Raw genomic sequence first — 24,847 nt, forward strand, 5'->3', positions numbered from 1 at the left:
TTGTTTGATCAAGCTTATGATACGTGGAATATGATCGAGTTTTTCGATTGGAGATTTCATGCAACTTGATCACATCGAGACCTTTCTGGACATCATCGAATCGAGAAACTTCAATCGCACCGCGGATCGGCTAGGATTGACCCAGTCGACGATCAGCACCCGCATCAAGAACCTCGGGAGCGCAATCGGGTCCGAACTGTTCCAGCGCGGACGCGCTGGGGCGGAACCGACCGCCGCAGGACGCCGGTTCGAAGCTTACGCAAGATCCCTGCTGTCCACATGGTCGCAGGCTCGCCACGATGTCCGGGCGTTCAATCGTTTCGAAGGCACCTTGCGCGTCGCCGCGCAGGTCGGGATGACCCGCTCGGTTTTGCCGGGTTGGGTGGAGACGCTGTGTCAGGCTCTTCCCAAATCGTCGATCCATGTCGAGTCGGATTATTCGAACCAGATGGTCAGCGACCTAAGCATGGGAAATCTCGACATCGCAGTGCTTTACGCCCCGCGATACCTACCCGAAATCTCCTATGAACATTTGATGGTTGAGGAATATGTGATGGTTTCCACGGTAGCCAGAACCCTCTCCGAGGTCGAACCTGAAACCTATATTCGTCCTGGCTATACGGTCCTGCTGGAGAAGGCCCATGCCGAACTGCTTGGCGAGTTGGCGATCTGTCGCCTTTCCATGGGATCAGAAACCTTGGCGGAGATGATGCTACGGCGCGCGGGCGGGACCTGCTATATGCGAAGTGACGATGCGCGCAGGTTTGCCCTCGAACGCCCATCGTTCATCGTCGAAGGCGCTCCGACCCTGCATCAGCCGGTACACACGGCCATCCTGGCGCGCCGCAAGCACGAACCGATCATCCGCAAGGGAATCCGCGCCCTTCACGTTGCCGTGATGTCACTGGATATGTAATCGAAATAATCGATCATAACTCGCGAGGGAGGCTCCTGTTATGGCGGGCCTGGAAATGGCATCTTGGCTCTACTTCAAACCGAGATGAATGATGAACGCACACGTTGGGACCCCCGGCCTCCTCCCGATGATGCGTCATCGGCAATGGGCACAAACCACATCGCAGCTCGTACTCTGCCGTCGTGTAATCGAGGAGACGCCCGATGTGAAAACTTTCGTTTTCACATCCCCGACGGATCGGATGTTCTGCTTCAGCGCGGGCCAGTATGTGCTCGTGCACCTCAAGATCGAGGGTGCCGCGGTGACGCGCTCCTACTCTGTTTCCTCACCACCGACGCGACCGCTCGACCTGCAGATCACGGTGAAGCGAACACCGGGCGGCCTGGTTTCGAATTGGCTCCACGACAATTTGGGGGCGGGCGACGAGATCGAAATCGAAGGGCCGCTCGGCTCATTCAATCTCGATGACCTGCCATATGAAACGCCGCTCTTCCTTTCGGGCGGCAGCGGGATAACGCCCGTGATGTCGATGTTGCGTGCGCTTACCGACCGCGCAACCGACCAGGATATCTCCTTCATTCATAGCGCCAGAACGCCAGGTGATATAATCTTTCGACGGGAATTGGACGCACTTGCCTCTCGCTTCCCCAACTTGCGGGTAACGTGCGTTTGCAGCCAGGAAGATCGCACCTGGAGGGGGCCAACTGGCCGAATAGACAGTCAGATGCTGCTGACCCTCGTTCCCAATCTCCATAGGCGCACCGTTTTTGCCTGTGGACCCGAAGGGTACATGAAGACGGCACGGGCCTGCCTTCACGCAATAGGCTTCCCGCCGGCGCAGTATCACGAGGAGAGTTTCGGAGGCAGCAATGGTTCGCGGTCGGAATTGGCTTCAGCGATTTCGTCTTCGGTCCGTTTCGCCCGCTCGGGCGTGGAGCATCACTGCGCGCCCGGAGAGACCCTGCTTGAAGCGGCACGGAACTGTGGCATCTACATCCCAACCGCCTGCCAGCAGGGCGTTTGCGGAACGTGCCGAATAGCCAAACTATCCGGCGAAGTTGCCATGGACGATCTAGGCGGGCTGAATGCTGAAGATAAATCGGCCGGCTATGTCCTGGCATGTTGCAGCCGCCCGCAAGGAACGGTTTTGCTCGACGTTTAACTCGGCGTTGTTGACCTTTGAAAAGGCCGCCTTGCGCGCGCTTGGCCTCGAGGGTCTGGTCTCAAAATGTTGCCGCCGCCGTCGAAATGGGAGCAGAGCCGCAACCCTTCCTCCTGGTTTTCGGGTCTACCACCCGCGCACCCGTGGCACCGTTCGACTTATTCCAACCCTTACTGAGCTACAGACGCGAATGTCAGCTTTAGGGCTCGAAACGTGGCAGCGCATTGGCCGGCCGCCAGGCAACTACGATCGGTTGCTGGACTTCAGCCGCGCGGTCACCGGCACATTGTTCTTCGTGCCGGCGACGACATTTCTGGAGAACGTTGCGACCCGGGAAGCAGTCACCTCGACCGCTGGTCCGGCCCTGTCGGACGGATCTATTCGGAGTCATCGTAAGTAGGTCCGCCAGACCATACAGTACGAGGAAACGGCTTTGCGACTACAGAGAACGCTGACCTTCAGCGACTAGCACATCGTTATCTGTCAACTGGTTACGAGGTGGTTCGCCCAAATTCAAGAAGCTAGGCCAGCCATTCGCTGACCGCATTTATCTTACACCCATCGGCAGCTTTGCGCCTCATCTAGGACATAGCGGTGAACCTAGGTGCTCCTCGAAAGCGGACATCGCGGTCACCGACTACTTCCGGTCCGACTATTCGCCAAGGTCGAACTCACCTTTGAATAAGACTGTCGCGACCGGTCCAAGCGGATTGGCAATTCGGCTCTCCAGGACTTCGACGAGTTTGCGTCCGACACCCGCTATGTCCACGAAATGAACACCGATCTTCGCAGGCAGGAAACGTGACAGCCGCGTGCTGTCCCGAGTGACAATGTGGATGTCGCTCCCTGGCGCGAGACCTCTTCTGCCAAGAGCGTGTAGTGCCCCCAGAAGGCCCAGTTCGTTGGCGCATGCAAAGCCCGTCGGCGGATCTGGCCAGTCCAGCATGCGATTGAACCAAGCTGCGCTCGATTCCATGGTGAACATGCCGTGACCGATCAGCGACTGGTCGATCGGAATGCCAGCCTCGGCCATTGCGCGTGCGTACCCAGAAAGACGCATGGCGCTGGCCTGGTCCCCCGGAACGAGAAGTTGCAGCGCAATGCGTCGGCAGCCCTTGTCCATGAGCCATCGGGTCGCCTCGTAGGCAATCTGTTCATTGTCGATGTCGACATAAGGATACGCTGTATCCAAGTCAGTTCTTCCAAACGCGACGAATGGCATGCGTCGGTCCAGCAATAGCTTGACGCGCGGATCACCCGAGACCATGCGCGTGATAATCAGTCCGTCTGTGCTGCCCGCCCGAAGCTGTCGCTCCACACTCTCGATGGGATCATCATCCGGCGTGGTGGAATAGATGGACAGACTATAACCTGCTTGCCGCGCCGCCAGCGTCATGCCTTCGATTAACGGAAGCTTCAACAGATCGGACAGATGATCTTGTGTTTCCATCGGGTATATTGCTGTCATCGTAAGCGTGCGGCCAGTTTTGAGCGCGAAGCCATGATGATTTGGCACATAGCCCACCCGCGTCGCCACTTCCTTGACGCGAGCGATGGTGGCGGGATGAACCTCCGGCCCATCCTTCAGCGCGCGGGATACCGTGGTCACCGATAAGGAAAGTTCCGCCGCGATCTGTTTCAGGTTGGTCATGTCGCCCGACCTCATTTGCGAAAGCGCCGGCTGATTTGCTGACCTCCACTACGTGACCGAATTCCACCTCACCGTCAATCCAAGCTCTCGCCAAAGCAGCTTGACTCTCCCGCACTTGGATGCAATCGTAACGTTACGATTACCGGGAAAAGGCCATTTCGAGCGCATCTCAACAAATTCTAGGGAGGAAACCTATGTCCTTGCTACGCATTTCCTTGACGGCATTCGCATTCTCGGCGGCCGTGCCGGTCTATGCCCAATCAGTCACCATCACGACCGCGGGCGGCGATTATGGCAACGCCATGAAGGAAGCCATGTGGGCCCCCGCTGCAAAAGAGCTTGGCTATGATGTCCGCGAGGAGACGCTAAGCGACGGCTTGGCCGCCCTGAAGATGCAGGTCACCTCGGGCGCGGTCACAACCGACGTCATTCACCTGGGCTCACCGGAGGGCGCGCAGGCCGCCGCACAGTCGCTGCTGGAGCCGCTCGACTACAAGATCATCGACCCAAAGGCCGTGCCGGATGGCGCAAAGTCCGACTACTGCTATCCGTTCGACTCCTATGGCACCGTCATGTCCTGGAACACCAAGACCTATGGCGAGAACCCGCCAAAGACATGGGCGGAGTTCTGGGATGTTGCCAAATTTCCGGGCCGTCGTGCTCTCCGCGCCAATGCACAGGACTCGATCGAGATCGCGCTGCTCTCGGACGGCGTAGCACCGGCCGACGTCTATTCCGTGCTCAGCACGCCGGAAGGTCTGGATCGCGCGATCAAGCGGCTTGAAGCGATCAAACCAAATGTCGCGGTGTGGTGGACGTCGGGAGCTCAGTCCGCGCAGTTGCTGAAAGATGGCGAGGCGGATCTGGTCGTTACCTGGAACGGGCGGGCCCAAACCGTGAAGGCGGATGGCGGCGCGGTTGATTACACGTTCAAGGGTTCCGTCATCGGCACGGATTGCCTCGGGGTACCGAAGGGAGCGCCGAACAAGGAAGCGGCCATGAAACTCATCGCGGCGATGACACAGCCCGCGCGCGTCGCGAAGCTGACCGATTTCATCGCTTATGGCCCGGTCAATCCTGCTGGCTACGAGGGTGGCCTTATTCCCGAGGACCGTCTGAAGACCCTTGCGACCGCGCCTGAAAATGCCGGCACTTCGGTGTTTTCGAATGCGGACTGGTGGGTCAAGAATGGCGAGGCTGCCCAAAAAGCCTTCGACGAGATGATGGCCCGCTGAGTCTCAGCTTTAAGGCTGAAGCACATGATGAAGTCGCTCCCGATCACCATCGACAGCGTGCGCAAGACCTACGGATCTTACGTCGCGCTGGACGATGTCTCGCTCGACATTCAGGCTGGCGAATTCCTCACGCTGCTGGGGCCATCCGGGTCGGGCAAGACCACGCTGCTCATGGCTCTGGCCGGTTTTGTCCGGCCCGATCGCGGTAAACTCTTGTTGGGGGATCGCGACATCACTCGCCTGGCCCCCAACAAGCGGGACATCGGCATAGTCTTTCAGAACTATGCCCTATTTCCACACATGAATGTCCTTGCGAACGTCGAGTATCCGTTGGCACTGCGCAAGACACCGAAAGCGGAGGCGCGTCGGCGGGCGCTTGACGCCTTGGCCCGCGTAAAGCTGGACGGTCTGGAGGAGCGCGACATTGCCGCATTGTCCGGCGGACAGCGCCAGCGGGTAGCGTTAGCGCGGGCGATCGTCTTCGAACCACGCGTGATGCTGATGGACGAGCCGCTGTCGGCGCTCGACAAGAACCTGCGCGAAACCATGCAGTACGAGATCCGGCGTCTGCACGATGATCTGGGGATCACCACGATCTATGTGACGCATGACCAGCGCGAAGCACTGATCATGTCAGATCGTATCGCGGTGATGAATTCCGGCCGCATCCAGCAGATCGATACGCCACAGCGGATCTATGATCGTCCATCGACCCGCTTCGTCGCGGAGTTCATGGGCGAGGCCAACATTGTGGCCCCGGGCTCGGTGCGCAGAATAGACCGCGCCAATGCGTCAGGCGAAGCTCTGATGATCCGCGCGGAAAGCTTCCATCTTGATGCGAAGCTCGTCGGGCGAGACGGGATGGCGCTTGAGGGAACGCTGCGCGCCAAGGCGTTTCGCGGCGAGAACTGGCTTTTGAGGCTGGCGCTTGACGGCGGGCAAGAGATTCTTGTCTGCATTCCGGCGGCGCTGGCCAGCGGCTGCGCCGAACTTGCCGCCGGTCAGCGGGTGACGGCCTATGCACCAGCAGCGAAAGTTCACGCAATACCGGGAGCAGTAGCGTGACCGTGCTTGCCGATCCTACACTCGCGGCAGACGCGCGACGCGAGCGGCGGTTCTTCCTCTCGCTTTCACTGCCTGCGCTTTTCATCGTGGGACTGGCGGCGATACTGCCTATCCTATGGATCATCCGGCGATCTTTCCTGACCGCGGGGGGCGAGTACACCGCCGGCAACTACGAGAAGGTGCTTTCGAGCGGGCTGACATGGTCGGCACTGGTCACAACCCTTGAACTGTCCCTGGGCACGCTGGCGATCTGCATTCTTCTCGGTACCCCCCTGGCGCTCGCCCTGGCCAGCGCCAGACCAAGGATGGCCAATTTGCTGATGGCCTTCGTCATGCTGCCGTTGTGGACCTCCATACTGGTGCGCACCTATGGCTGGCTCGTGCTGTTGCGGCGCGATGGCCTGATCAACGCGGCTTTGACCGGCTCAGGCCTGACAGCCGAGCCATTGCCGCTGGTCTACAACTTCACCGGAACGCTCATCGGCATGGTTCACTACATGCTGCCGCTCTTTCTGCTGCCCGTTTATGCGGCGATGCGCGATATCGATGCAAACCTCGTCCGCGCGTCGGCGAGCATGGGCGCCACTCTCGGGCAAACGATCCGCACGGTCATTCTGCCGCTTTCGACCGGCGGCATCTTCTCGGGTTCGATCATTGTCTTCATTTACACCATAGGGTTCTTCATCACGCCGGCGGTGCTTGGCGGCGGCAAGGTAAATCCGCTTTCCACCCGGATCGAGCGCACGCTATCGACCTTCCAGGATTGGGGCTCGGCGAGCGTTCTGGGCATTCTGCTCCTCGTTCTTATGGCGTTGGTGGGGGCGATGTTTCTGGCCGCGCGGCGGCTGATTGACGGACGCAGCATCGGCACAGCCCATGCTTGAAGCCTATCCAGATAGCAGGCTGGCCCGCATCGTCCTGTGGAGCTTTTGCGCGCTCGTTATGGCGTTCCTGATGCTGCCCACGCTGGTTGTCGTGCCGCTCTCTTTTTCGGCGTCCAATCTTCTCGAGTTCCCGCCTCGCATATACTCGTTGCGCTGGTACGAGGCTTTCTTCGGTTCGGCGACATGGATGGCCGCACTCCGGACGAGCCTGATCCTCGGCACATTGACAGCGCTTATCGCAGTCCCCCTGGGGCTGCTGGCCTGCATCTCGATAAATCGGCTCGGCGGAAAGACCGCCGTAATCATTCAGGGCGTTCTGCTCACCCCGTCCATTGTGCCGGGCATCCTGCTTGCGATCGGTCTCTTCTTTGTGCTGGCGGCGCAACGTCTGGTCGGAACGCTGTTCGGTGTCCTGGTCGGACATGTGGTGCTGGCCATTCCAGTCGCCTGCATTGTGTTGTTGCCCGCCCTGGCCCGCTTTGACTGGAACCAGGTTCAGGCGGCGCGCAGCCTTGGCGCAAACTGGGCGAGAGCCATTGGCGGAATAATTGTCCCGCAACTCCAGATCAGTCTGTTGTCAGCCACGCTGATGGCCTTCCTCACTTCACTCGACGAATCCGTCATTTCTATCTTCGTCGCCAGCGGTCAAAACAGCACGCTGCCGAAGCTTATGTTCCTGTCGCTGCGCGATCAGATCGACCCGACCATTGCGGCGATTTCGACCTTGTGGACCGTCATCGTCGTGGTCGTTGTCCTGGTCGTGACCCTTCGCCAAAAATCCTGAGCGAGACTGAAAACATGCCTAACAATCATCATGCAGCCAACGATCTGGCCGACCAATCAACGGACATACCCCAGGTGGGGTTGGCGATTATCACCGGATCGGCGAATTGGGGTCTCGCCTTTCCGGAAGATGTCGAAGTCGATGGCGTCCGCACTTTGCGGCGAGACATGAGTTTTGAAACGCCTTTCGGTCCCAGTGACAATTGGAAGCTTCTCGAATTCGATGCGTCCATTACCGTCGAGGGCAAAACGAAACGTGCCCTGTGCATGTATTCGCACGGCAACCCCCGAGACCATATCGACCATTCCTGTCATCGCCGCGCGTTCTGGGTCTTGATGAAAGCGGGTGTAAGGCAAGTGCTGGCCTGTTCGACCGTTGGCGCCGTCAACAAGGCGATCCAGCCCGGTGACATGGTCATAAACGCCGATATCATCGAACTGTCGCAGACCCCGTTCTCACTGCTGCCCGGCCGCCAGAGCTTCGACTGCTCGGGCAAGCAGATCGTATGTCCAAGATCTGCGGCATTTTTGGCCGAGACCGCCCGCCGCCATTGGCCAGCCGAATGCCGCGTCCATGGCATCGAACAGCAGTTGGTCGCTGCCCACTGCTACGGGCCGCGACTGACGACTCCCGCCGAAGCTTTGGCGTACCGAAGCATGGGAGCGGACGTGCTCAACCACTCGATCGCCCCTGAGGCCACCTTGTCGCGCGAGATCGGCGCGTGTTTCGTGCCCCTGGCGTTCGTCACGGCCGGTTTCAACGACTATATGGACCGCGATCGCCAGAAATTGCTGCAGGAGGACGTGTTGCCGAGCCTCTCTATGACGGCCTCGCGGGTTGCTCTGGAGACCGCGGCACGTCTTCCGGCTAATCCTGCATGCTCTTGCCAGGGGTTGAAGTCGCGCCAACCGGCAGAACGTTCTATCCGGTTCTGAAAAGCAGCGACAGAGTCTGCATCGTTCACGCGCGAGATGCTCGCGCCGTTGAGTGTCCGCTTTTGAAGGTCCCATGCCCGAAACGTCCGGCCGCCGCTTGCGGCCCCAATCGAGACGCTCCTTGCTCGTACCGCGACTTTCCAATGAGGGACCGAAACTCCGTCACGATCCTTCTTCGCGAGGTAGGGCGAGCGAGTCGTTCATCGGGCGAAATTCAGCGTTGTAGATGGGACAAGAACATCGAAAAACATTGGAGCAGACTTGAATGCTTTGCTGTTCCACTAGTTCCTAACTGCTTGATGTAGCTACATTGCCAAACATCCGCCTGACCGCCCACGGTCCTAAAACACACCACCGATGCCTATCCCCCCACTAATGTCCGGTGGGGGGGCTATGGGGCGTTGCGGGACGGCCTGCGCGCGTTTCGCCGCCTTGCGGCTGGGACCGGTTTGCGAAGGGCCGTTGTCCGACGCGACTTTAGCCGGCTTGGCCTTGACGATGACCGGCTGCTTGCAGATTCTGCCGGAACGCAAAAAGAGATCGCCGAGCAATCCGACGGTCGGCTCGGTCGTGGGTGCGATCTGTTTGGTATTTTTGTAGTAGTCGGTGAGGGCACGGATGGAGCCTGTGCCCCAATCGCCATCAACTTGCATCCGGTAGCACCCCAGGCGACGAAGTTCGGTCTGAATGCTGCGCGCAAGATCGCCTGCCTTGTCCTTTTCCGCTTCGCCCGCCGAGGCGCCGACAATGAGAGTTTCGAGGCCGGAGACGACGCTCTGGCGAGCGACTGCAACGCTTTCGGTTGAAGACAGATTGGCGACCCGAGTGCCGACCGGCTCCGCTGAACCGCCTGACGGTGCCGGAATCTCGACGGACCGCAGCGTCTGTCCGACGATGAGCACGGCAGTCTGCAGGTCGTTGGAGGCGAGCTCTATCTGCAGCTTCTTCTTGGCGTCTGGATCGGACAGGATGCGCGACAGGCTCGCGCTCAACTGCGCCGGATCGAGCATCTGCTGTTCGGTGAAATAGAATTGTTCACGCAGGTTCGACTGATCCCACGGCACCTGGCGGCCGACGGTGAGCGCCTCGGTCTCATTGCGGACGCGGATCATCATGTCCGAAATGCTCAAGCCAGGAATTTCGACGTTTTTTAGAAGCGCAGTGGTGAACGGGCTGTTTTCGTCTGTCCCGTCGACGGTGACGTTCCCGGGCTGGGTGGCGAAGGCGACAAACGTGTTTTCGCCGACCTCGACCTGCGCCAGACCGTTGGAGATGTTGGCGCCGCTGCCCAGCGGATTGTTGCGGCAGGCATCAAGGAAGATGAAGGTCTGACGGCCGCGACTGGCGAATTTGGCGATCACATCATTCAGCTTGACGGCGTGCGCCGTCAGCTTGTCCAGGTTTTCCGGATCGGGCGTATCGATCGGTAGCAGGTAGTTTTCGCCCTGCACCTGCATGCCGTGGCCGGCGTAGAAGATCAGCACGGCGCTGCTTTCGGGCAGCTTCGCCTCGGCGTCATGGAAAAGCTTGACGAAGCCATCGGCGGTAAGATCGGTTCCAGTCAGAACCTCAAAGTTCAGCCGCTTCAGGCTGTCGGACAGTTTCGTCGCATCGTTGACCGCGTTGGCGAGGTGCTCGAGACGCTTGCTCTGGTAGTTCGTGTTGCCGATGACGATCGCCAGCCGGTTGCGCGGCTGTAATGAGGCGTTCTGTTCGACCGCGGCGCGAACGTCGATCGTGCTCAAAATCGCGAAAAGCATGAGCAGCGGGATGCGCAAGTATCCGTGGCGGTGGGTCATATCGGCATGCTCGTTCCAGCCTGCGTCAATCTTGATCCGGCGGCCTTCGAACGCACCAGACGCAAACGCAATCTGCCCGAGCGTTTGGACCCCGTGCCGCCAAAGGCCCGCAAATTTTTATACCAAGTATCCTGTCAAAGATAGGAAAAAGGGATTTGTATGCAGTCACTGGACCGTGGAGGGCTCGATGCCGACCAAGATCAACCTCGCGCTGCCGGTTTACGGAGCAGCCTACAAAAGCGTATTCGTTCGCAGCCTTTTTGCGGCCCTGACTCACGAAAGCCTTTCCAGCTACGCGTTCACGCTGTCGGAAATCGAGTACACGGATATACCGTTTTCCCGGAACTATCTGCTCACGAATTTCTACTACAAGAAGCTGGACTGCAGTCACATCCTGATGATCGACAGCGACATGGGCTTTTCGCCCGATCTCATTGCCGCGATGCTGGCGCTCGACAAGCCTGTAGTCGGAACTTTGTATCCGCGGCGTCTGGTCGACCTTCGCAAACTTCACTCGCTGTCGAAACTGCCGTTCGACAAGGCCTTTGCGCAAAGCCTGGAGTTCCTCGGAACCATCATCGAACCGCGGCAGGAGATGGGCGGCTTTGTGCGGGTATCGCTATGTGGCACGGGTATCTTCTTGGTTTCGCGCGACTGCGTCGCCAGGATAATTGAGAAACTGCCCGAAACGGTGAACCGGTCGCGCTACAGAAAAAACAAATACGCCGCACAGTTCGAGAGCTTTCTGACGCCATTTTCGAAGATCGTGACGCCGGACGTGGACTTGCCTACCGATTTTTCTTTTTGTCATCGCTGGGCCCAGCAGTGCGGCGGGGAAATATGGGCAAGTTACGACCGCAAGGTTGCCCACGCGGGAAGCCTGACCGTTTCGGCAGCCTATTCTGACCTCTAGATGTTCGCGTCCTTGTACCGCGTCGTACTGCATCTGAGCGGTTCAATCTGAGTTCGATAGTGACCTTGTCGCCACACATGACCTTATAGTGGCCTGAGAGCGAACGCCTAACCATTGCCGACGAGCAGCGCGCTGCGTACACTGCCTGTCAATCAAGTCAACGAGCCCCATTGAAGGGCCGGTGATTTATTGTAATTGCCTTAACTGTGACGGTATCGATTCTCGTAAGGTGGGATCGAATGAGAGTGCCGCGCGAGGCCTATCAATTGGCGGGTGTTTCGTTGCTTGCGTTAGCGGCGGCATCCACGTTGCAGATATCTGGCGCGGAAGCGTGCTCGGCTATCGCAAGCGGTGCTGGTACAACAGTCGGCTCAGGCATCTCGGCCGAAACGACGTTCGAAACGACATCGGTCACGGTCGAGTGCAGCACAACTGGAAACGTCCAGGATGTCGGCGGCGTATTCACGACGGGGTTCGCGGGATACAAGGGGCAAGCCAACGACTCGTCAACAGTCATCGTCAACGATTATGACGGAAACGGCGATGACATTGTTAGCATCTTTGGCGGTATCCTGGACAACAGCACGCCTACCCCCGTCATAAGTGGCCTGCCGCCGGTAACGTCATCGGCAACGACATCCTTGCAGTCGGCAGAGGGGACCCTCGAACTCTTTGGCGGCAACGACCGGTTCGAGATGTCCTATGGGGATTTGTCGGGCGATCCGTTCGCCCCAAATGTCGACGCCAATCTCGACGCCGGGGCGGGCGATGACACTGTTATCATCCAGGCCGGCAGCATCCACGACATCGATCTTGGAGATGGTGTCGACAGTGTCGTGATATCCGGCAGCGGCACACAGGTCGGCAATGTGACCGGTGGCATCGGTGACGACCTGATATCGGTCGGTATCCTCGAGGTCGAGGAAGGCGTTTTTTTCAGCGAGCCAATCGTCGGTATCATCTCTGGGGGTGAGGGCGGTGATACCATTACCATAGGGGGAGGCAACGTCGAGGCCGTGGATGCCGGGGCCGGCGACGACCAGGTCAGCATCGGCGGCAATACCGCAATCGAATTGGATATCGATGGAGAGGCCGGCAACGACACAATAACGGTCAGTGGCAACGCCACCATAGGCGGCAGCATTTTCGGCAACGATGGCAACGACACCGTCAACATCGACGGTGGAACCGTCGGCACAACCATATCGCCGGGCATCGTTGATCTTGCGGGCGGCGCCGACATTTTCAACATGACCGCGGGCCATGTGACCGGCTCGGTGTTCGGCGAAGGCGGCGGCAACACCTATACCGTCAGCGGCGGCACGGTCGACGGCTCGATCTATGCCGGCAGCCAGGACGACAGCGTATCGATCTCGGGCAACGCCAGTGTCGGCATCGACCCAGGTGAGGGTGGGGAGGGCACGGATTCTGTCGGGCTGGAGGATGGTGACGACACCTTCGACATGACCGGCGGCACTCTTGCGGGTGCGGTAAGCGGTGGTGCCGGCAATGATGTTATTACGCTGCGCGGCGGCACCATAAACAGTTTTCTGGAAGGCAACGACGGCAACGATCAGATATTGGTCTCCGGCGGCGTGCTTGCGGGAGAGGTCACCGGCGATGTCGGTGACGATCTGATTGTCATCAGCGGCGGCGCCATCGGATCCAGCGTTTCCGGCGGCGCCGGCTTCGACAATGTCTCGGTCACCGGCGGCACCATCACGGGCGGCATAGACGCCGAGCATGTCCATCTGTCGGGCGGCACGATCGGCGGTAACATTACCGGTCTTGGTCCCGACACGCTCGTGATCGACGGCATCGGTGCGGTTGACCCACTCAATTTGAGCGATGGCGTTCTGTTCAGCGGCACGGGCGCCAACGGCACCATCACCGGCACCGATCTCGCTGCCGGCGGCAAGAGCCAGAACTTTACCGGCTTCGACAATTTTTCCTCCGACAATTCCACGCTGCGCTTCAACGGCGGCATACAAGGCATCAACCACCTCAACCTGGGCAGTGGCTCGACGCTGTTCATCAACGGCAACGTCACCATGCCGGGTTCGATCATCGCGACGAATTCGCTGATCGACATGACGAACGGTGTCGCTGACGATGTGTTGACGCTAGGCGGCCTCACCCTCAACGGTGCCAGCATCGGCCTCGACATCAACCAGCAGACATCTCAGTCGGATCAGCTCATTGCCGATGCGTTTTCGGCAACCGGCGCCAATACCATCATCGTCAACCTGCTCGGCACGCCGCAATTTGCCGAGCCGACCGACATACCGCTCATTGTTTCGACCAACGGCCCGGTCACCGGGACGTTCAGCGTCGCAGGCGTGCCCGGCACACCGGGTTCGCTTTTCACCTATGCGATCGTCACAGGCCCGAATGGCAGCGTGTTCCTGCGTGCCACGCCAGTCAATTTTGGCATTGCGGCGGCGCCGACCAGTGCCACCAACGCCGGCGCGGTCGCGGTGGCAATCGAGGCTCTCTACGGCATAAACCGCGACGCGCTCGATGCTGACCTGCATCTCTCGCCCGCATCCGGTTCTGGAATGGTGCCGGTTTCGGAAAGTTTCGGGGTCTTTGCTTCAGGCCAGTTCGCCCATACCGAGCATGACGGCTACAACATCAGCGGCGGCGGCTTGAACGGCTCCGGCCCGAGCTTCGATGCCAATGATTTTTCGGCTGCCATCAGCCTGGATTTCAATGCCGCCAAACACTTCCAGTTCGACAATGAGTACGGCCTGAACATCGGCGTTTTCGCCGGCTACGCCTCGACCGACGTCAACCTCGGCGCGTTTCGGGGATTTGATGCCATCGGCGAAGGTACCAACAAGGCCGGCCTGTTCGGCGGCTACGCGCTGTTTCGCAAGGACTACAATTACGCGCTCGTCTCGGCCTCCGGCTTCATCGGTGGAAGCGACGTGACGAACGGCGTGCTCGGCACCACCGGCAGCTATGATACCAAGGGCTATGCAGTGACGGCATCGGTCGGCCATATCTTCAAGCTGGGCGAGCGCACCCGCTTCGATCTGCGTGGCGGCCTGCTTGGCGTTTCCTTCCGTGGCGATCCCTATAAAGACAGCGGCGGCAACGAGTTCGGCAAGAGCAAGCTTTCTTTTGGCGCGATCAAGCTCGAGCCCGGCATCTATGGCGACTACACGCTAAGCAACGGAATGGTGATCAGCCCCTATGCGCGAGGCGAATTGCAGCAGCGTTTCGGCTACAAGAACACCACCGAAATCGACACCAGGGAGATCGACTTCAACGATGCCGATTTTTCCGCCGCGCTGTCGACCGGCTTCAACCTGAAGATGTCGGCCGCGACCACCGTCAACGGCGAAGTTCGCGGCAAGGTGTCATCGGACAGTTCCACCATCGGCGCCAAGCTCGGACTGAAGATCGCCTTCTAACCAAGACGATGAACCCGAGATTTGCATCGCTCGGGAGTGGTGCACCGCACCACGCGAGATGCTCGCCAAGCGACAGCAAGTGTTCTATGCTCCTCGCTGAGAAATCGTGAACTGCTCTAGGCAGGGGGTTCCATGTTCGAAGTCGTGGGAGTCTGGTGGAAAACACGGGCAAGAGGCTGGCTCGTTATAAACGCGCTTGGCTTGGTCGTTGCGTTGTTGGTGTTGATTTGGCCCGGACTGGGAACTGCGAAGGCAGAGACGAACTGGACGCTGGACTCGACCGCTTCGGTCCTGACCTACCAATCGGTCAAGAAGAACACGATCGTCGAAACCAACAAGATCAGGAATATTTCCGGTAGCCTCACCTCGGCGGGTGATGCGAAAGTCACCTTCGACCTCAATTCGGTCGATACAGGGGTTGACCTTCGCAACGTCCGCATGCGGTTCCTTTTCTTCGAGACATTCAAGTTTCCCTCCGCCGAACTGACCGCGAAGGTAGATCCCGCCGCATTTGCCGACCTGGCGACCAAGCGACGTGTGAAGGCGGTTCTTCCGTTCCGTCTCAGCCTGCACGGGGTCGACAAGGATCTTCAAGCCAACATCGTGGTCACCATGATCAGCGACACCATGGTGTCGGTCGCTTCGGAGGCTCCTGTCGCCGTGCATGTGGAAGACTTCGGATTGCTGCCGAACGTGGATAAACTCCAGCAGGCGGCCAACGTGACCAATATTGTTCCCACGGCATCGGTTTCATTCGATTTCGTTTTCGTCGCTGACGGCAGCAAGCCGGCTGTTGTCCAACCGGTTGCGGCGAGCACTGCCGATGTCGGGCCTGTCACCACCGATGCGGCGAAGACCAGCTTCAGCGACGAGGAGTGCCTCAACAGGTTCGCGGTGCTGTCGCGCACCGGAGCCATCTACTTTAGAACGGCGAGCGCGCGGCTCGATAGCCAAAGCCGGCCGCTGCTTGCTGAGGTCGTCGGCGTCGTGGGCAAGTGCCCGGGCCTGAAGGTCGAGGTTTCTGGACACACCGATTCCGACGGGTCGCCCATCGAGAACAAGCGCCTGTCGGAGCGAAGGGCCCAGGCGGTTGCCGACGCCATAGTTGCCGCTGGCATTCCGCGCACCCAGATCGCGGCGACTGGCTATGGCGAGGAGCGCCCGGTTGCCGACAACGACACGCCGAAGAACAAGGCGCTCAATCGGCGGATCGAGTTTTCCGCCACTAAGCTCGTCAACTGAGGGACGCCCTGTTGTCCCGGGTGGGTTTTGATCGTATCGGCCATTGCGGTGGACTTGTGGGCGCCATTGCGCTTGTAGCGCTGGCACTGCTTTTGACTTTGTCGGCCGCCAGTGCTGAACGCCGTGTTGCGTTGGTCCTTGGCAACTCCCAATATGAGCATGCGCCGGCGCTGACCAATCCGGTACGCGACGCCCACGCCATGGCCGAACGCCTCGAGAATCTGGACTTTGAAGTCGTTTCCGGCTTCGATCTGACCAAATTGCAGACCCAGACGACGATTGCGCAATTCGCAAAGCAGGTGCGCGGCGCCGATATCGCCCTTTTTTTCTACGCCGGCCACGGGTTGCAGGTTTCAGGCAGCAACTACCTTCTTCCGGTCGACGCAGCACTCGAGGACGAGACTTCGCTCGATTTCGAGGCGGTGCCCGTGGACTTCGTCCTGCGGCAAATGTCGCGCGAGACCAGCATAAGGTTGATTTTTCTCGACGCTTGCCGTGACAATCCGCTTGCCGAAGTGCTGGCAAAGACCGCCGGCGTGAAGGGAGCAAGAAGCGGCCTTGCCGAAATTCCCATCGAGAATGGTGGCGCCGGCACGCTTGTCGCGTTCGCCACCAGTCCCAATCAGGTCGCCTTTGACGGGTCGGGCCAACATTCGCCGTTCGCTTCGGCGCTGCTGGCGCATATGGGCGAAACAAACGTTTCCATCACCGAAGCCATGAACCGCGTTACCGCCGATGTCTTCAAGGTAACCGCCGGCAAACAGCGCCCCTGGAGCAATGTCTCGCTGACCACTGAGGTCGTCCTGCACAAGATCGACCTCAACGCACCGCTGATCGTCGGCGAGGCGACCACTCAGAAATCGGAAGCCGGTTCGGATGGGCGAAACGTTGCGGCAAACCCGTCGGGCGCCGACGACGCCCAACTTTCGCTCGATATGCTTCGTCAGAAAATCCCAAGGCTTGCCTCCGACGAGCCTATCTTTTTTGACCATCCTGTCGATTTCGGCGATCCGGAAATCGACGGCAAGAGCATTGCGGAGCTGATCAAGGGCAAGCCACGCTTCAGTCCTGTGGAGGGGCTCGACAAGTCGGTATGGGAAGGAAAGCACTGCGACGGTTGCCATGAATGGAACGAGGCCCGGCTGTGTGAACAGTCGAAAAATTTCGCCGCCAACGACGTGTCTGTCTTACGGCTTCAACATCCGCTTGGAACGCGCTTCAAGGTGGCGCTCGCAAAATGGGCGCAAGGTGGCTGTAAGTAAGCCAGGATGATGACGGCATCCATCGGTTTCTGCCGGGCGAATGCTCTAATCCGCATCCGCTGCTTGGCTCAGGGCCTCGATCTCAGCCATCTGGATGCCCATTTCGACAAATGCCGAAAGAACGGTGAACCGGTCAGCCAGTGCGACACGCGCCAGTCCGGCCAGAATCCCGGCATTGATTGCGTGGGCGGCTGGAAACGGCAGCAACGCCGGTGCCATCGTCGCGGCCCTGGCCGAACCATTGTCACGCCATCCCGCGGCCAGAGCAATCCAGCCGACCGGCGTTGTTGGCGGCGTCGCGCCGGCTGTGCTGAGCGCCGCCTGGTGGCGGAGACTGTCCGGTTCGCCCACCCAGTTGTGGACCAGCGGGAGCAACTGATGATCGGTCTCATCCAACAGGTCGGCCAGGTGGCTCAGGCATTCATGGGCCCACCAGACCGCGGCTCGCTCGGGAAGCAGGTAGGCACAAAATGTAACCGCTTCCTCGGGAACGCGCCCTGCGAGAAGGTCGCGGCAAAACTCGATCGAGCGCTGGTCGGTTGGAAGGCTCCTCATGTCCCGCGCAATAGCAGGACACGCCGCGAAAAGATCCCTTGCCGTTTTGAACCGGAGCCCATTGGCCATGACCGCCACGCTTTCATCGAGAAGCTTGGCCACTCAAGCCTTAGGCGCGGCGCGGGTCAAGTCTCAACCGGTGACGCGGCAACAACTGTCACGCCCCCGGCGATTGCAGACAGACAATTGCCTGCGAATTTGCTATGATCCCAACATCGAAAATCGGAATACTCAACCAGGAGGAGCCGCTATGCAGTGGAGCAGTTCAGCTTTTGTGTTGGCGGTCGTGCTTTTCTCGACCCACGCTTCCGCCGACCCCGTTCAGAAATCGGAAGACATCGTGAAGTTTTTTGCTGGTGCGGCCGATCTCGGCAAGTCCCGCGGGATTTGTGTTGGCTCCGCGGAGGAGTGCAAAAGCAAGTCCAATGACGCGTCGGCAGTGAAAACCGGCCTCGACATGCTGATCAATTTCGGCTTGGATTCGGCCGAACTTGACGCCACCGCGCGCGCTGAACTCGACGAGTTCGCCAAAGCCCTGAAGGACAACCGGCTGAGCACGTTCAGCTTCGTCGTCGAAGGCTATACCGATGCCACCGGCACGGTGCACCACAACGAAGGCCTGTCGCAACGACGAGCGAAATCGGTAGCCGCCTTCCTCACGGCCAGCGGCATCGAGCCTGATCGCATCAACGCGGTCGGCATGGGTGAAAAGAACCCGCGCAGTTCCAACCCATACGATCCGCTCAATCGCCGCGTGGAAATGCGGATAAAGACACAATAGCCACGCAAAGCTGCGCCGCAGCTTGGGATGGGGCGAAGATTGTTCTACCCGATGGAATTTGGACAGGGGTGAGCATCTGATAGAGCAGCGCGAGCGTGGTTCAAGGCGTATTCTGAATTGAGCTTATGACGGCGGTGACGGCCTGCTTGTATTTTTCAAACTCCGGTGACGTCTGGCGGACCTCCGTGGTCGTTGTCTGCTGGGCGGCGCCAGTGGCCATGCGGCCCAGCTTCTGGCCCATTTTCCTTTCGGCCCAGTCCACGACGTAGCTGGCGGTCTTGCCGGTGAGAAACGGGTTGGCCTGGATGACGGCCGACCCCAGCACGGCGCTCAGTTGCGCCGAACCTGTGGCCGACAGCACCTGGTGCGCGCCTTCCATTCCCAGGAAATGACAGAGATAGAGTCTGCCCGCCGTAATCTGGTGACCACGCTCCCGAAGATAGGCCTCGCCTTCGCGAGCCAGGTTGCGAACCATCTCACGCGAGATCGTGGCGTCGTAGCGCAGTGCGAGCAGGTCGGCTGTCGACAGCGTGCGCGCAAGTTCCGGGCGGTAGGTGTTCATCATCCTGATCCAGGTCTTGCTTATGAATTGCCCTGCACCGGTTGCTGAGGAATTTGGGTTCTTGGCGCGAGCGCTGCCGCCGCTTTCGACATGAACGATACGGTCGGTGAGCGTCTCGACCGCGGAATCGTCGGAAGCGACCGCGGTGACCGTGCCGAGTGGGTCGATCGCTGCGCCATTCTGGTAGAGTTCGAAATGCAGGTGGGGCCCGGTCGAAAGGCCGGTGGTGCCGATATAGCCGATCACATCGCCGGCTTTCACCCTGGTTCCGACACCGGTCCCGATTGCAAATCTCAGCATATGCGCATAGCGCGTCTCGCGCCCGTTTGGGTGCGAGATCTTCACCAGATTGCCATAGCTGCCGCCATCGCCCTGGAAGGTGATGTCACCATCGAAGGCGGCTGCGATCGGCGTGCCAACGGGAGCCGCCCAGTCGACGCCCTTGTGGATGCGAACGGTGCCGAGAATTGGATGCTTGCGTGGCCCGAAGGTGGATGTCATCACCCCGTTGACGGGCGTGACCATGCCGTTGGTGACCGTCAGCGAGCGGACCTGATCGTCACCGGTAACGCACGCAAACTGGCCCTCGCTCAGCTGGAAGACGAAACAGTCGAGGCTCTTTTCGGTGCCCTGCACGCCGACATACAGCACACGCCCGTCAGTCTCGCCCTTGCCGCGCGGCGTTTGCGAGTAGATCAGCACAAGGCGCTGGTCCTCGCTGGCGAAGGCGTCCAGATCCTGCCCTCGCGATAGGTACATGATCGCTTCGCCGATCACGCCGGTTGGAACACTGTTGCGAGCCGCCGTCGAGTAGATCGCGTCGAGCAGGCGATACTGCCGCTTGTGCGTGCCTTCCCCCTGTGCGCCCGAATAGTTGAACAGATCTTCACGGACCCAGGGATCGACACCCGATACGAATGCGCCCGCCGCATTGCGTGTCAGCGTGCCGACAAAGACGTTCTTGGCGTAGATGGACACCTGCATCAGCGACATGGTCGTCGTCTCGCGCCTCGGCCTGAAACCACGCATGGCGATGACATAGCCCGGTTCCAGGCCGTCGCGGTTGAAAAGCGCCTTCAGCGCTTGCCCTGCCAGCTTGGCGTCCTCTGCGGAGAAATGCGCATCGAGCGCGACGCTGTCCAAAGAGCGGTCGTTGAGGATTTTCACGAACGTGTCTTCGGTCGCCTCGAACCGCTGATACTCATTCGAGACGGTTGCGACACTCGTGTTGTTTTCGATCTGCGTCTTCTGGAATGCGGGAAGGGCTGCATCGCCCGCATCGATGGTCTCGCCCCAGCCGGCTTCGGGATCATCGGCGTCCGCCCTTTGGTCGGGCGCTGCGGCTGGTTCCCCCTCTATCGGCGATGGCTCAAGATCATTCTGCAGATCACCGGATGGTGGGGCAGCAGTCTTTCGTTGCGCCTGGAAGAATGCAAAATCCTCTTGCGTCGACGGTATCGTTGTCATGAATTTTTCGCTCGCGCTAAGCATGACGTCAGACAGGATTTCGATCTGTGGAGAAACGCCGGCCTGGTTGAGTTCCGCCGGGCGCGGCATTGTCCGGCCTTTGGTTGCGGCGCTGGCATCGGGCGCCAGCGTGATCCACATCGGGTCCCCCGCCAGATCGATAATGGCTGGCACATACACGGATGCGTCCGCCGGCATATCGTCCGCCCCTTCGACCGCATGCAACTCCTCGTCTTCGTCTCCGAACGACCAATACTCGGCGGTGAGGTAGAAACCGGCGGCGATAGAGAGCAGCACAGCCACCGCGAGACCGGCAACAAGCCTGTGCCGAAGCGTGCGCCTGCGAAGGGCCGCGCGCGCCTGCTTTTTCTGCCTGAAGCTCGTGTCGATACCGTGCGTCACGGATTGCTTCCCGTAAGGAAGAAAGTCCACCGCGCCTGTTCGAGGGTATCGACTTCAAGAAATTGTGCCGCGATATGGCCGCGCTGCCAGCACTCGTCGATGCCGCGTATCGAAAAACGTCGCCGCTCAAGGCACATTTCGGTCGATCCTGTGAGGATCGCATGACCAAACACGTCCGTTGCGTAGATGTAGATGTAGCGGTTCGTCAGTTCCTCACGAATGACGTTTACGCATTGATTGGCGCCGATGGTCCACCAGCCATCGGTCTGGTCCGCATTGTCGACCTTCTGGCCGACGGCGAGATTGACGACATCCAGAGTCTGATTGCAGACCGTGAACTCGGCGCGCGCTTCGCTGGATGACAGCACGGCCAACAGGGCCGCCCCCCCCATGACCGCAAGCCTCATGCTGCCACGCAGGGCAGGGGCCCGAACCGGATCAAACTGCCTTATCGGCGGGTCAGAGCGGCTGAGTTGCATCGGGCGCCCATGCTATCCGCCGAGCCGGAAATACTGGGCGGTGGCCGAGAATTGAGACCCGTCGGTCTCGATTTCTTCGAGAATCTCGGGGAGCAGCACCGAGGCTGGCATGGGCGTGGAGAACGCGGCTGCCTGGATGTCCTGAGGGCCCGTGATCACCATTATGATCTGCGGCACCGCCTTTCCGGCGGCTTTGTCGGCGGCCCCGAGACCAATCGGGATGCTGAAAGTAGCCTTGCCGGGTTCTACGACGATGCGGTCGTCGAGATTGAACACCATGCCTTTATGGTCGATCAACAGCACGCTGGACCTGAGCCCGCCACGCGTCACCAGCGTTCCGCTGATCGGCGTACCGTTTGGCACCGATGTCCGATCGAGAACAAGCTGCGGCTTGTCTGATGCGGTCTGCCCGATAAAGCGCAGAAAATTGGTGACTTCGCATTGGCTTGGTTCAATGAGCCGGACGCTGATGTCCGGCTCGACATGGAATTTGGCCTGGAACTCGGCCAGCATGCCTTCGAATGGCTGGACCGATGTTCCAAAGCCTTCGATCGCGGCAGCCTTGTCGGTTGCTGAGGTCATCGTCGCATAGAAACAGTCGCCGCCGCCGAAGTCGCGAACCCATGACACCCGTTGGGCGATGTCGTCGACGGCCGGGGGAATCTCCGGTTTGGGCACGTTCAACGCGACAGCAGGTTGGTCCGGCTGGTTGCTTGTCGGCAAGGCAGGGCTCTCGGCGTTCGCGACAGCCGGCGGGGCCGCAGTGGGATTGGGCTCCCGCGTTGCGGGTGCCGCCGGCTTGCTGGCCTGCGGTTCGGGCTTTTGGCTCTCGCCAACCTTGGGCTCAGCGGGCGGCAGCGTCGAGGCTTTCTCTACCGGCGGCGTCGGGGCGGTTGTCTCACTGGAAGCGGCCAACGTTTGACTGTCGCTGGTCATCGTATCCGGCTGGATTGGCGGCGATGCCTTTTCGGGTGGCGGCCTGGCGTCCGTTGCGGGTGACTTCGCGACGACGTCGTTCTGCGAGGGGACTTCGGCGGGCTTGGTAGGCTCCGGCTTTTGAACCCCCAACGTATCTGCCGGATTTTCAGCCGCCTGTCCGCTGGCCTGCACGGGCGAAACTGCCTTTGCCGGCTCAGGGGCGGCAGAGTCCGCCAGGGGCGGCTTTGACAGGCCGGGCGGGAGCTTGGACGGCTCCGGTGCCAAAAGCGATGTCTTGCCGGCAGTCGGTGTGGCAGGCGTCATGAAGCCGCCCAGGTAAAGGCCCGCGCCGGAGGCCACAGCCAGCATCGCCAAGGCAGCGATCGCCAGGGTTCGGGTCCTTGTGGACCTTCCAGGCAAACGCGCCGTGGCCTCGCGCGGCATCGGCGCCGCAGGCGGCCGTTCGAACAAATGCGCGGGCCGCACGTGCTCTACGAAGGGCTGTCCGCCTGGGCCCGCTGCGGCTGCGTCGTCGTGCCTTTCAACATTGTGTGATCGTGCCTGGGTTTTGCTGCCGGATGCAAAGGTTCGCGGCAAAGCCGACCGATCGCGGGGTGTGATGGACGCCGGCGGGGTTGTCTCCTCGTTTTCGTCACGCGTCATCCTGGCGATTTCCGCCATGCTAACCGGTCGGTCCTGCGGATCCGGTTGCAGCATGGGTTCAACGATGTCACGAAAATCATCGTCGATGTCGGTGAGATCAGGCACGGTCCGGCGCTTTTCGATGACCTCGAATTGCGATCCGCTCATATCGATTGGCTTGCCGCGCAAGGCGGCAACCAGCACCAGCCCCAGGCTGTAGATATCGGATTGCTCACTGACATCGCCGCTGTAGAGCCCGAGCTGTTCGGGTGAAACATAGTTGTATTTTCCCGCAAACTTTCCGCCGATCAGGGTCTCACCGCCGACACTCGCCGACCGGGCGATACCGAAATCTATGATCTTCGCGCGGTCGACCCGGCCTCCCGGCAAGATGATGTTATCGGGCGAGAGGTCGCGGTGTATTGCTCCCGCCTGGTGCACGGCGCTCAGGCCGGAGGCGAGGCGGTGGCAGAGCTTGCGCACATCAGCCGCCGGCATCGCGCCACGCCGCATGATGTCGAACAGCGACTCACCGTCGACGAATTCCATGGCAAGGTAGGGACGGCCGATCCCGGGATCGATCGTGAAGACGTGGTAGCGCACGACCGCGTCATGCGACAGGTGATTGAGGATCAATGCCTCCTTGCGAAACAGCGACAAGATCGTCTGGTCACGGGCGAACTCGGGCAAGACGATCTTGATCGCGACATGGTCACCGGTCTGGATATTATGACCACGGTAAACCTCGCCCATGCCACCGAATGCGATGCGTTCGTCGAGCTCGTAGATGCCGCTGAGTTGCGTGCCTACGACGGTGTTGGCCATGCCCCCCGATATGCGCGTCTTGTCGTCGGAGCCCATCAACCTCAGGCCTTCGCTCTATGCAGATATGGAGGAGGCAATTGGCCATCGCGCTCGTGTCCTATCTTTACGAGGACGATCGTGACGTTATCCGTTGCGCCGCGCGCCAGCACCATGTCGAGCAGGTTCTCGCAGGCTGCCTGAGGTGTCGCCGACACCGTCGCCGCCTCGATCTCGGCGTCGGTGACATGCGCCGTCAGACCATCCGTGCTCAACACAAAAATATCCCCCGGCATGATTTCTCCCTGCTGGAAATCGATGACAATCTCGTCGCTGACGCCGATCGCTTGCGTGATGACATTGCGGCGCGGCCACGTGCGTGCTTCGGCTGCGCTGATGATACCGCGGTCGATGAGCTCCTGAACTTCGGTGTGGTCTCTCGAGATCTGCGAGATCGAGGCGTTGCGGACAAGATAGACGCGGCTGTCACCCGCCCACAGGCAGGCAAACCGCCCGTCCATCGCCAGCAGGGCGGCAACGGTGGAACCGATGGTTATGCCGCGGGATTCAGATATGCCTCGGATCTCGGCATTGGCCCGGCCCAGCCTGTCCTCGAAGCGGGCGCGAAGATCGGGAGCTGAGCTCGCAATGCCGATTGTTGACAGATGATCGACGATACTGGCGGAAGCGACCTCTCCGGCGTCATGTCCACCCATTCCGTCGGCTACCACCCAGACGCCAGTTTGTGGCTCGACCAGATAGCTGTCTTCATTGAGCTCACGGACACAGCCTTTGTGGCTCACGCCGAAGCTCTCAACGGAAAGGGCGACAGTATTCAATTTGCCACCAAGCGCTTTTCAAGCGTCCTTCTGCGGCGCACCTTTGGACGCTCGCTGGCGCCACTTTGCCACAGGCTCGAACATTAAAGTATCGAAAACTAAGGAAAACCAGGCTTTGAACGCCGTGGTCAGCG

Annotated in this window: 20 protein-coding genes and 1 pseudogene; 13 read left to right on the forward strand and 8 right to left on the reverse strand. The window is 60.0% G+C overall.

Annotated elements, in window-relative coordinates:
• Positions 1-58 precede the first annotated feature (58 nt).
• The 3 genes and pseudogenes from AC0NIL_RS32695 to AC0NIL_RS32705 form a co-directional block, all read left to right on the forward strand.
• Positions 59-916, forward strand: a complete 858-nt coding sequence (locus AC0NIL_RS32695; protein WP_473573610.1) for a LysR family transcriptional regulator — start codon at positions 59-61, stop codon at positions 914-916.
• Positions 917-1,121: 205 nt separating this feature from the next.
• Complete coding sequence (locus tag AC0NIL_RS32700) at positions 1,122-2,078, forward strand: FAD-binding oxidoreductase (RefSeq protein ID WP_164766175.1); 957 nt, start codon at positions 1,122-1,124, stop codon at positions 2,076-2,078.
• A 223-nt stretch (positions 2,079-2,301) separates the two neighbouring features.
• Positions 2,302-2,478, forward strand: a pseudogene (locus AC0NIL_RS32705) (Dyp-type peroxidase); the annotation flags it as partial.
• A gap of 252 nt (positions 2,479-2,730) precedes the next feature.
• On the opposite strand, the gene AC0NIL_RS32710 reads toward AC0NIL_RS32705, so the two are convergent.
• Complete coding sequence (locus tag AC0NIL_RS32710; protein ID WP_127414885.1) at positions 2,731-3,729, reverse strand: LacI family DNA-binding transcriptional regulator; 999 nt, start codon at positions 3,727-3,729, stop codon at positions 2,731-2,733.
• Between the two features lie 242 nt (positions 3,730-3,971).
• On the opposite strand from AC0NIL_RS32710, the gene AC0NIL_RS32715 reads away from it, so the two are divergent.
• Genes AC0NIL_RS32715 through AC0NIL_RS32735 form a run of 5 tightly spaced genes read left to right on the forward strand, consistent with a single transcriptional unit; the run spans position 3,972 to position 8,632 of the window.
• A complete protein-coding gene (locus AC0NIL_RS32715; RefSeq protein WP_473573611.1) occupies positions 3,972-4,964 on the forward strand; it encodes an ABC transporter substrate-binding protein in 993 nt (330 codons plus the stop codon).
• 27 nt (positions 4,965-4,991) lie between these two features.
• On the forward strand, positions 4,992-6,029 hold the full coding sequence (locus AC0NIL_RS32720) for an ABC transporter ATP-binding protein (RefSeq protein ID WP_473573645.1): 1,038 nt from the start codon (positions 4,992-4,994) through the stop codon (positions 6,027-6,029).
• Positions 6,026-6,913 carry an ABC transporter permease gene (locus AC0NIL_RS32725; protein ID WP_473573612.1) on the forward strand — a complete coding sequence of 296 codons (888 nt, stop codon included), beginning with the start codon at positions 6,026-6,028 and terminating at the stop codon, positions 6,911-6,913. The genes AC0NIL_RS32720 and AC0NIL_RS32725 overlap by 4 nt, the downstream gene beginning before the upstream one ends.
• The gene (locus tag AC0NIL_RS32730; RefSeq protein ID WP_473542092.1) at positions 6,906-7,697 is read left to right on the forward strand and encodes an ABC transporter permease; all 792 of its coding nucleotides are present in this window, start codon (positions 6,906-6,908) and stop codon (positions 7,695-7,697) included. Before AC0NIL_RS32725 ends, AC0NIL_RS32730 begins: the two co-directional genes overlap by 8 nt.
• Positions 7,698-7,711: 14 nt before the next feature.
• Positions 7,712-8,632 (forward strand): phosphorylase family protein, encoded by a 921-nt coding sequence (locus AC0NIL_RS32735; RefSeq protein WP_127414889.1) that lies wholly within the window; start codon positions 7,712-7,714, stop codon positions 8,630-8,632.
• Positions 8,633-8,973: 341 nt separating this feature from the next.
• Here the strand turns inward: AC0NIL_RS32735 and AC0NIL_RS32740 are convergent, their stop codons facing one another.
• On the reverse strand, positions 8,974-10,431 hold the full coding sequence (locus AC0NIL_RS32740; RefSeq protein ID WP_024504498.1) for a caspase family protein: 1,458 nt from the start codon (positions 10,429-10,431) through the stop codon (positions 8,974-8,976).
• Positions 10,432-10,618: 187 nt separating this feature from the next.
• On the opposite strand from AC0NIL_RS32740, the gene AC0NIL_RS32745 reads away from it, so the two are divergent.
• Positions 10,619-11,344, forward strand: a complete 726-nt coding sequence (locus AC0NIL_RS32745) for a hypothetical protein (protein WP_013525277.1) — start codon at positions 10,619-10,621, stop codon at positions 11,342-11,344.
• A gap of 623 nt (positions 11,345-11,967) precedes the next feature.
• Here the strand turns inward: AC0NIL_RS32745 and AC0NIL_RS32750 are convergent.
• Positions 11,968-12,609 (reverse strand): hypothetical protein, encoded by a 642-nt coding sequence (locus AC0NIL_RS32750; protein ID WP_473575088.1) that lies wholly within the window; start codon positions 12,607-12,609, stop codon positions 11,968-11,970.
• On the opposite strand from AC0NIL_RS32750, the gene AC0NIL_RS32755 reads away from it, so the two are divergent.
• From AC0NIL_RS32755 to AC0NIL_RS32765, 3 genes are all read left to right on the forward strand, one after another.
• Positions 12,595-14,763, forward strand: coding sequence for a hypothetical protein (locus tag AC0NIL_RS32755; RefSeq protein WP_473575090.1), 2,169 nt, complete (start codon positions 12,595-12,597; stop codon positions 14,761-14,763). The two genes, AC0NIL_RS32750 and AC0NIL_RS32755, sit on opposite strands and share 15 nt — an antisense overlap.
• 132 nt (positions 14,764-14,895) lie before the next feature.
• Positions 14,896-16,005, forward strand: a complete 1,110-nt coding sequence (locus AC0NIL_RS32760) for an OmpA family protein (RefSeq protein ID WP_024504495.1) — start codon at positions 14,896-14,898, stop codon at positions 16,003-16,005.
• A 20-nt stretch (positions 16,006-16,025) separates the two neighbouring features.
• A complete protein-coding gene (locus AC0NIL_RS32765) occupies positions 16,026-17,267 on the forward strand; it encodes a caspase family protein (RefSeq protein WP_224673649.1) in 1,242 nt (413 codons plus the stop codon).
• Between the two features lie 45 nt (positions 17,268-17,312).
• Here AC0NIL_RS32765 and AC0NIL_RS32770 read toward each other — a convergent pair whose 3' ends face one another.
• Positions 17,313-17,924 (reverse strand): DUF6931 family protein, encoded by a 612-nt coding sequence (locus AC0NIL_RS32770; RefSeq protein ID WP_224673521.1) that lies wholly within the window; start codon positions 17,922-17,924, stop codon positions 17,313-17,315.
• 148 nt (positions 17,925-18,072) lie between these two features.
• Here AC0NIL_RS32770 and AC0NIL_RS32775 point away from each other — a divergent pair, with 148 nt between their 5' ends.
• Positions 18,073-18,603, forward strand: a complete 531-nt coding sequence (locus tag AC0NIL_RS32775) for an OmpA family protein (protein ID WP_013525282.1) — start codon at positions 18,073-18,075, stop codon at positions 18,601-18,603.
• Positions 18,604-18,703: 100 nt separating this feature from the next.
• On the opposite strand, the gene AC0NIL_RS32780 is transcribed toward AC0NIL_RS32775, so the two are convergent.
• From AC0NIL_RS32780 to AC0NIL_RS32795, 4 genes are all read right to left on the reverse strand, one after another.
• Complete coding sequence (locus AC0NIL_RS32780; RefSeq protein ID WP_473573614.1) at positions 18,704-21,034, reverse strand: M23 family metallopeptidase; 2,331 nt, start codon at positions 21,032-21,034, stop codon at positions 18,704-18,706.
• Entirely contained in the window at positions 21,031-21,441 is a 411-nt protein-coding gene (locus AC0NIL_RS32785) for a DUF1036 domain-containing protein (protein ID WP_164920121.1), read from the reverse strand. The genes AC0NIL_RS32780 and AC0NIL_RS32785 overlap by 4 nt, the downstream gene beginning before the upstream one ends.
• A gap of 84 nt (positions 21,442-21,525) precedes the next feature.
• Entirely contained in the window at positions 21,526-23,934 is a 2,409-nt protein-coding gene (locus AC0NIL_RS32790; protein WP_473573615.1) for a serine/threonine-protein kinase, read from the reverse strand.
• A gap of 5 nt (positions 23,935-23,939) precedes the next feature.
• A complete protein-coding gene (locus AC0NIL_RS32795) occupies positions 23,940-24,713 on the reverse strand; it encodes a PP2C family protein-serine/threonine phosphatase (protein ID WP_013525286.1) in 774 nt (257 codons plus the stop codon).
• Positions 24,714-24,847: the final 134 nt, after the last annotated feature.

This window comes from Mesorhizobium sp. WSM1343 (assembly GCF_055901535.1).

Excerpts from the sequence above, each read along its gene's own strand:
- AC0NIL_RS32735 (WP_127414889.1), top strand. The coding sequence starts at position 7,712 with ATGCCTAACAATCATCATGCAGCCAACGATCTGGCCGACCAATCAACG.
- AC0NIL_RS32755 (WP_473575090.1), top strand. The coding sequence starts at position 12,595 with ATGACCGCGGGCCATGTGACCGGCTCGGTGTTCGGCGAAGGCGGCGGC.
- AC0NIL_RS32730 (WP_473542092.1), top strand. The coding sequence starts at position 6,906 with ATGCTTGAAGCCTATCCAGATAGCAGGCTGGCCCGCATCGTCCTGTGG.
- AC0NIL_RS32790 (WP_473573615.1), bottom strand. The coding sequence starts at position 23,934 with ATGGGCTCCGACGACAAGACGCGCATATCGGGGGGCATGGCCAACACC.
- AC0NIL_RS32775 (WP_013525282.1), top strand. The coding sequence starts at position 18,073 with ATGCAGTGGAGCAGTTCAGCTTTTGTGTTGGCGGTCGTGCTTTTCTCG.
- AC0NIL_RS32740 (WP_024504498.1), bottom strand. The coding sequence starts at position 10,431 with ATGACCCACCGCCACGGATACTTGCGCATCCCGCTGCTCATGCTTTTC.
- AC0NIL_RS32760 (WP_024504495.1), top strand. The coding sequence starts at position 14,896 with ATGTTCGAAGTCGTGGGAGTCTGGTGGAAAACACGGGCAAGAGGCTGG.
- AC0NIL_RS32745 (WP_013525277.1), top strand. The coding sequence starts at position 10,619 with ATGCCGACCAAGATCAACCTCGCGCTGCCGGTTTACGGAGCAGCCTAC.
- AC0NIL_RS32710 (WP_127414885.1), bottom strand. The coding sequence starts at position 3,729 with ATGACCAACCTGAAACAGATCGCGGCGGAACTTTCCTTATCGGTGACC.
- AC0NIL_RS32695 (WP_473573610.1), top strand. The coding sequence starts at position 59 with ATGCAACTTGATCACATCGAGACCTTTCTGGACATCATCGAATCGAGA.
- AC0NIL_RS32750 (WP_473575088.1), bottom strand. The coding sequence starts at position 12,609 with ATGGCCCGCGGTCATGTTGAAAATGTCGGCGCCGCCCGCAAGATCAAC.
- AC0NIL_RS32785 (WP_164920121.1), bottom strand. The coding sequence starts at position 21,441 with ATGAGGCTTGCGGTCATGGGGGGGGCGGCCCTGTTGGCCGTGCTGTCA.
- AC0NIL_RS32720 (WP_473573645.1), top strand. The coding sequence starts at position 4,992 with ATGAAGTCGCTCCCGATCACCATCGACAGCGTGCGCAAGACCTACGGA.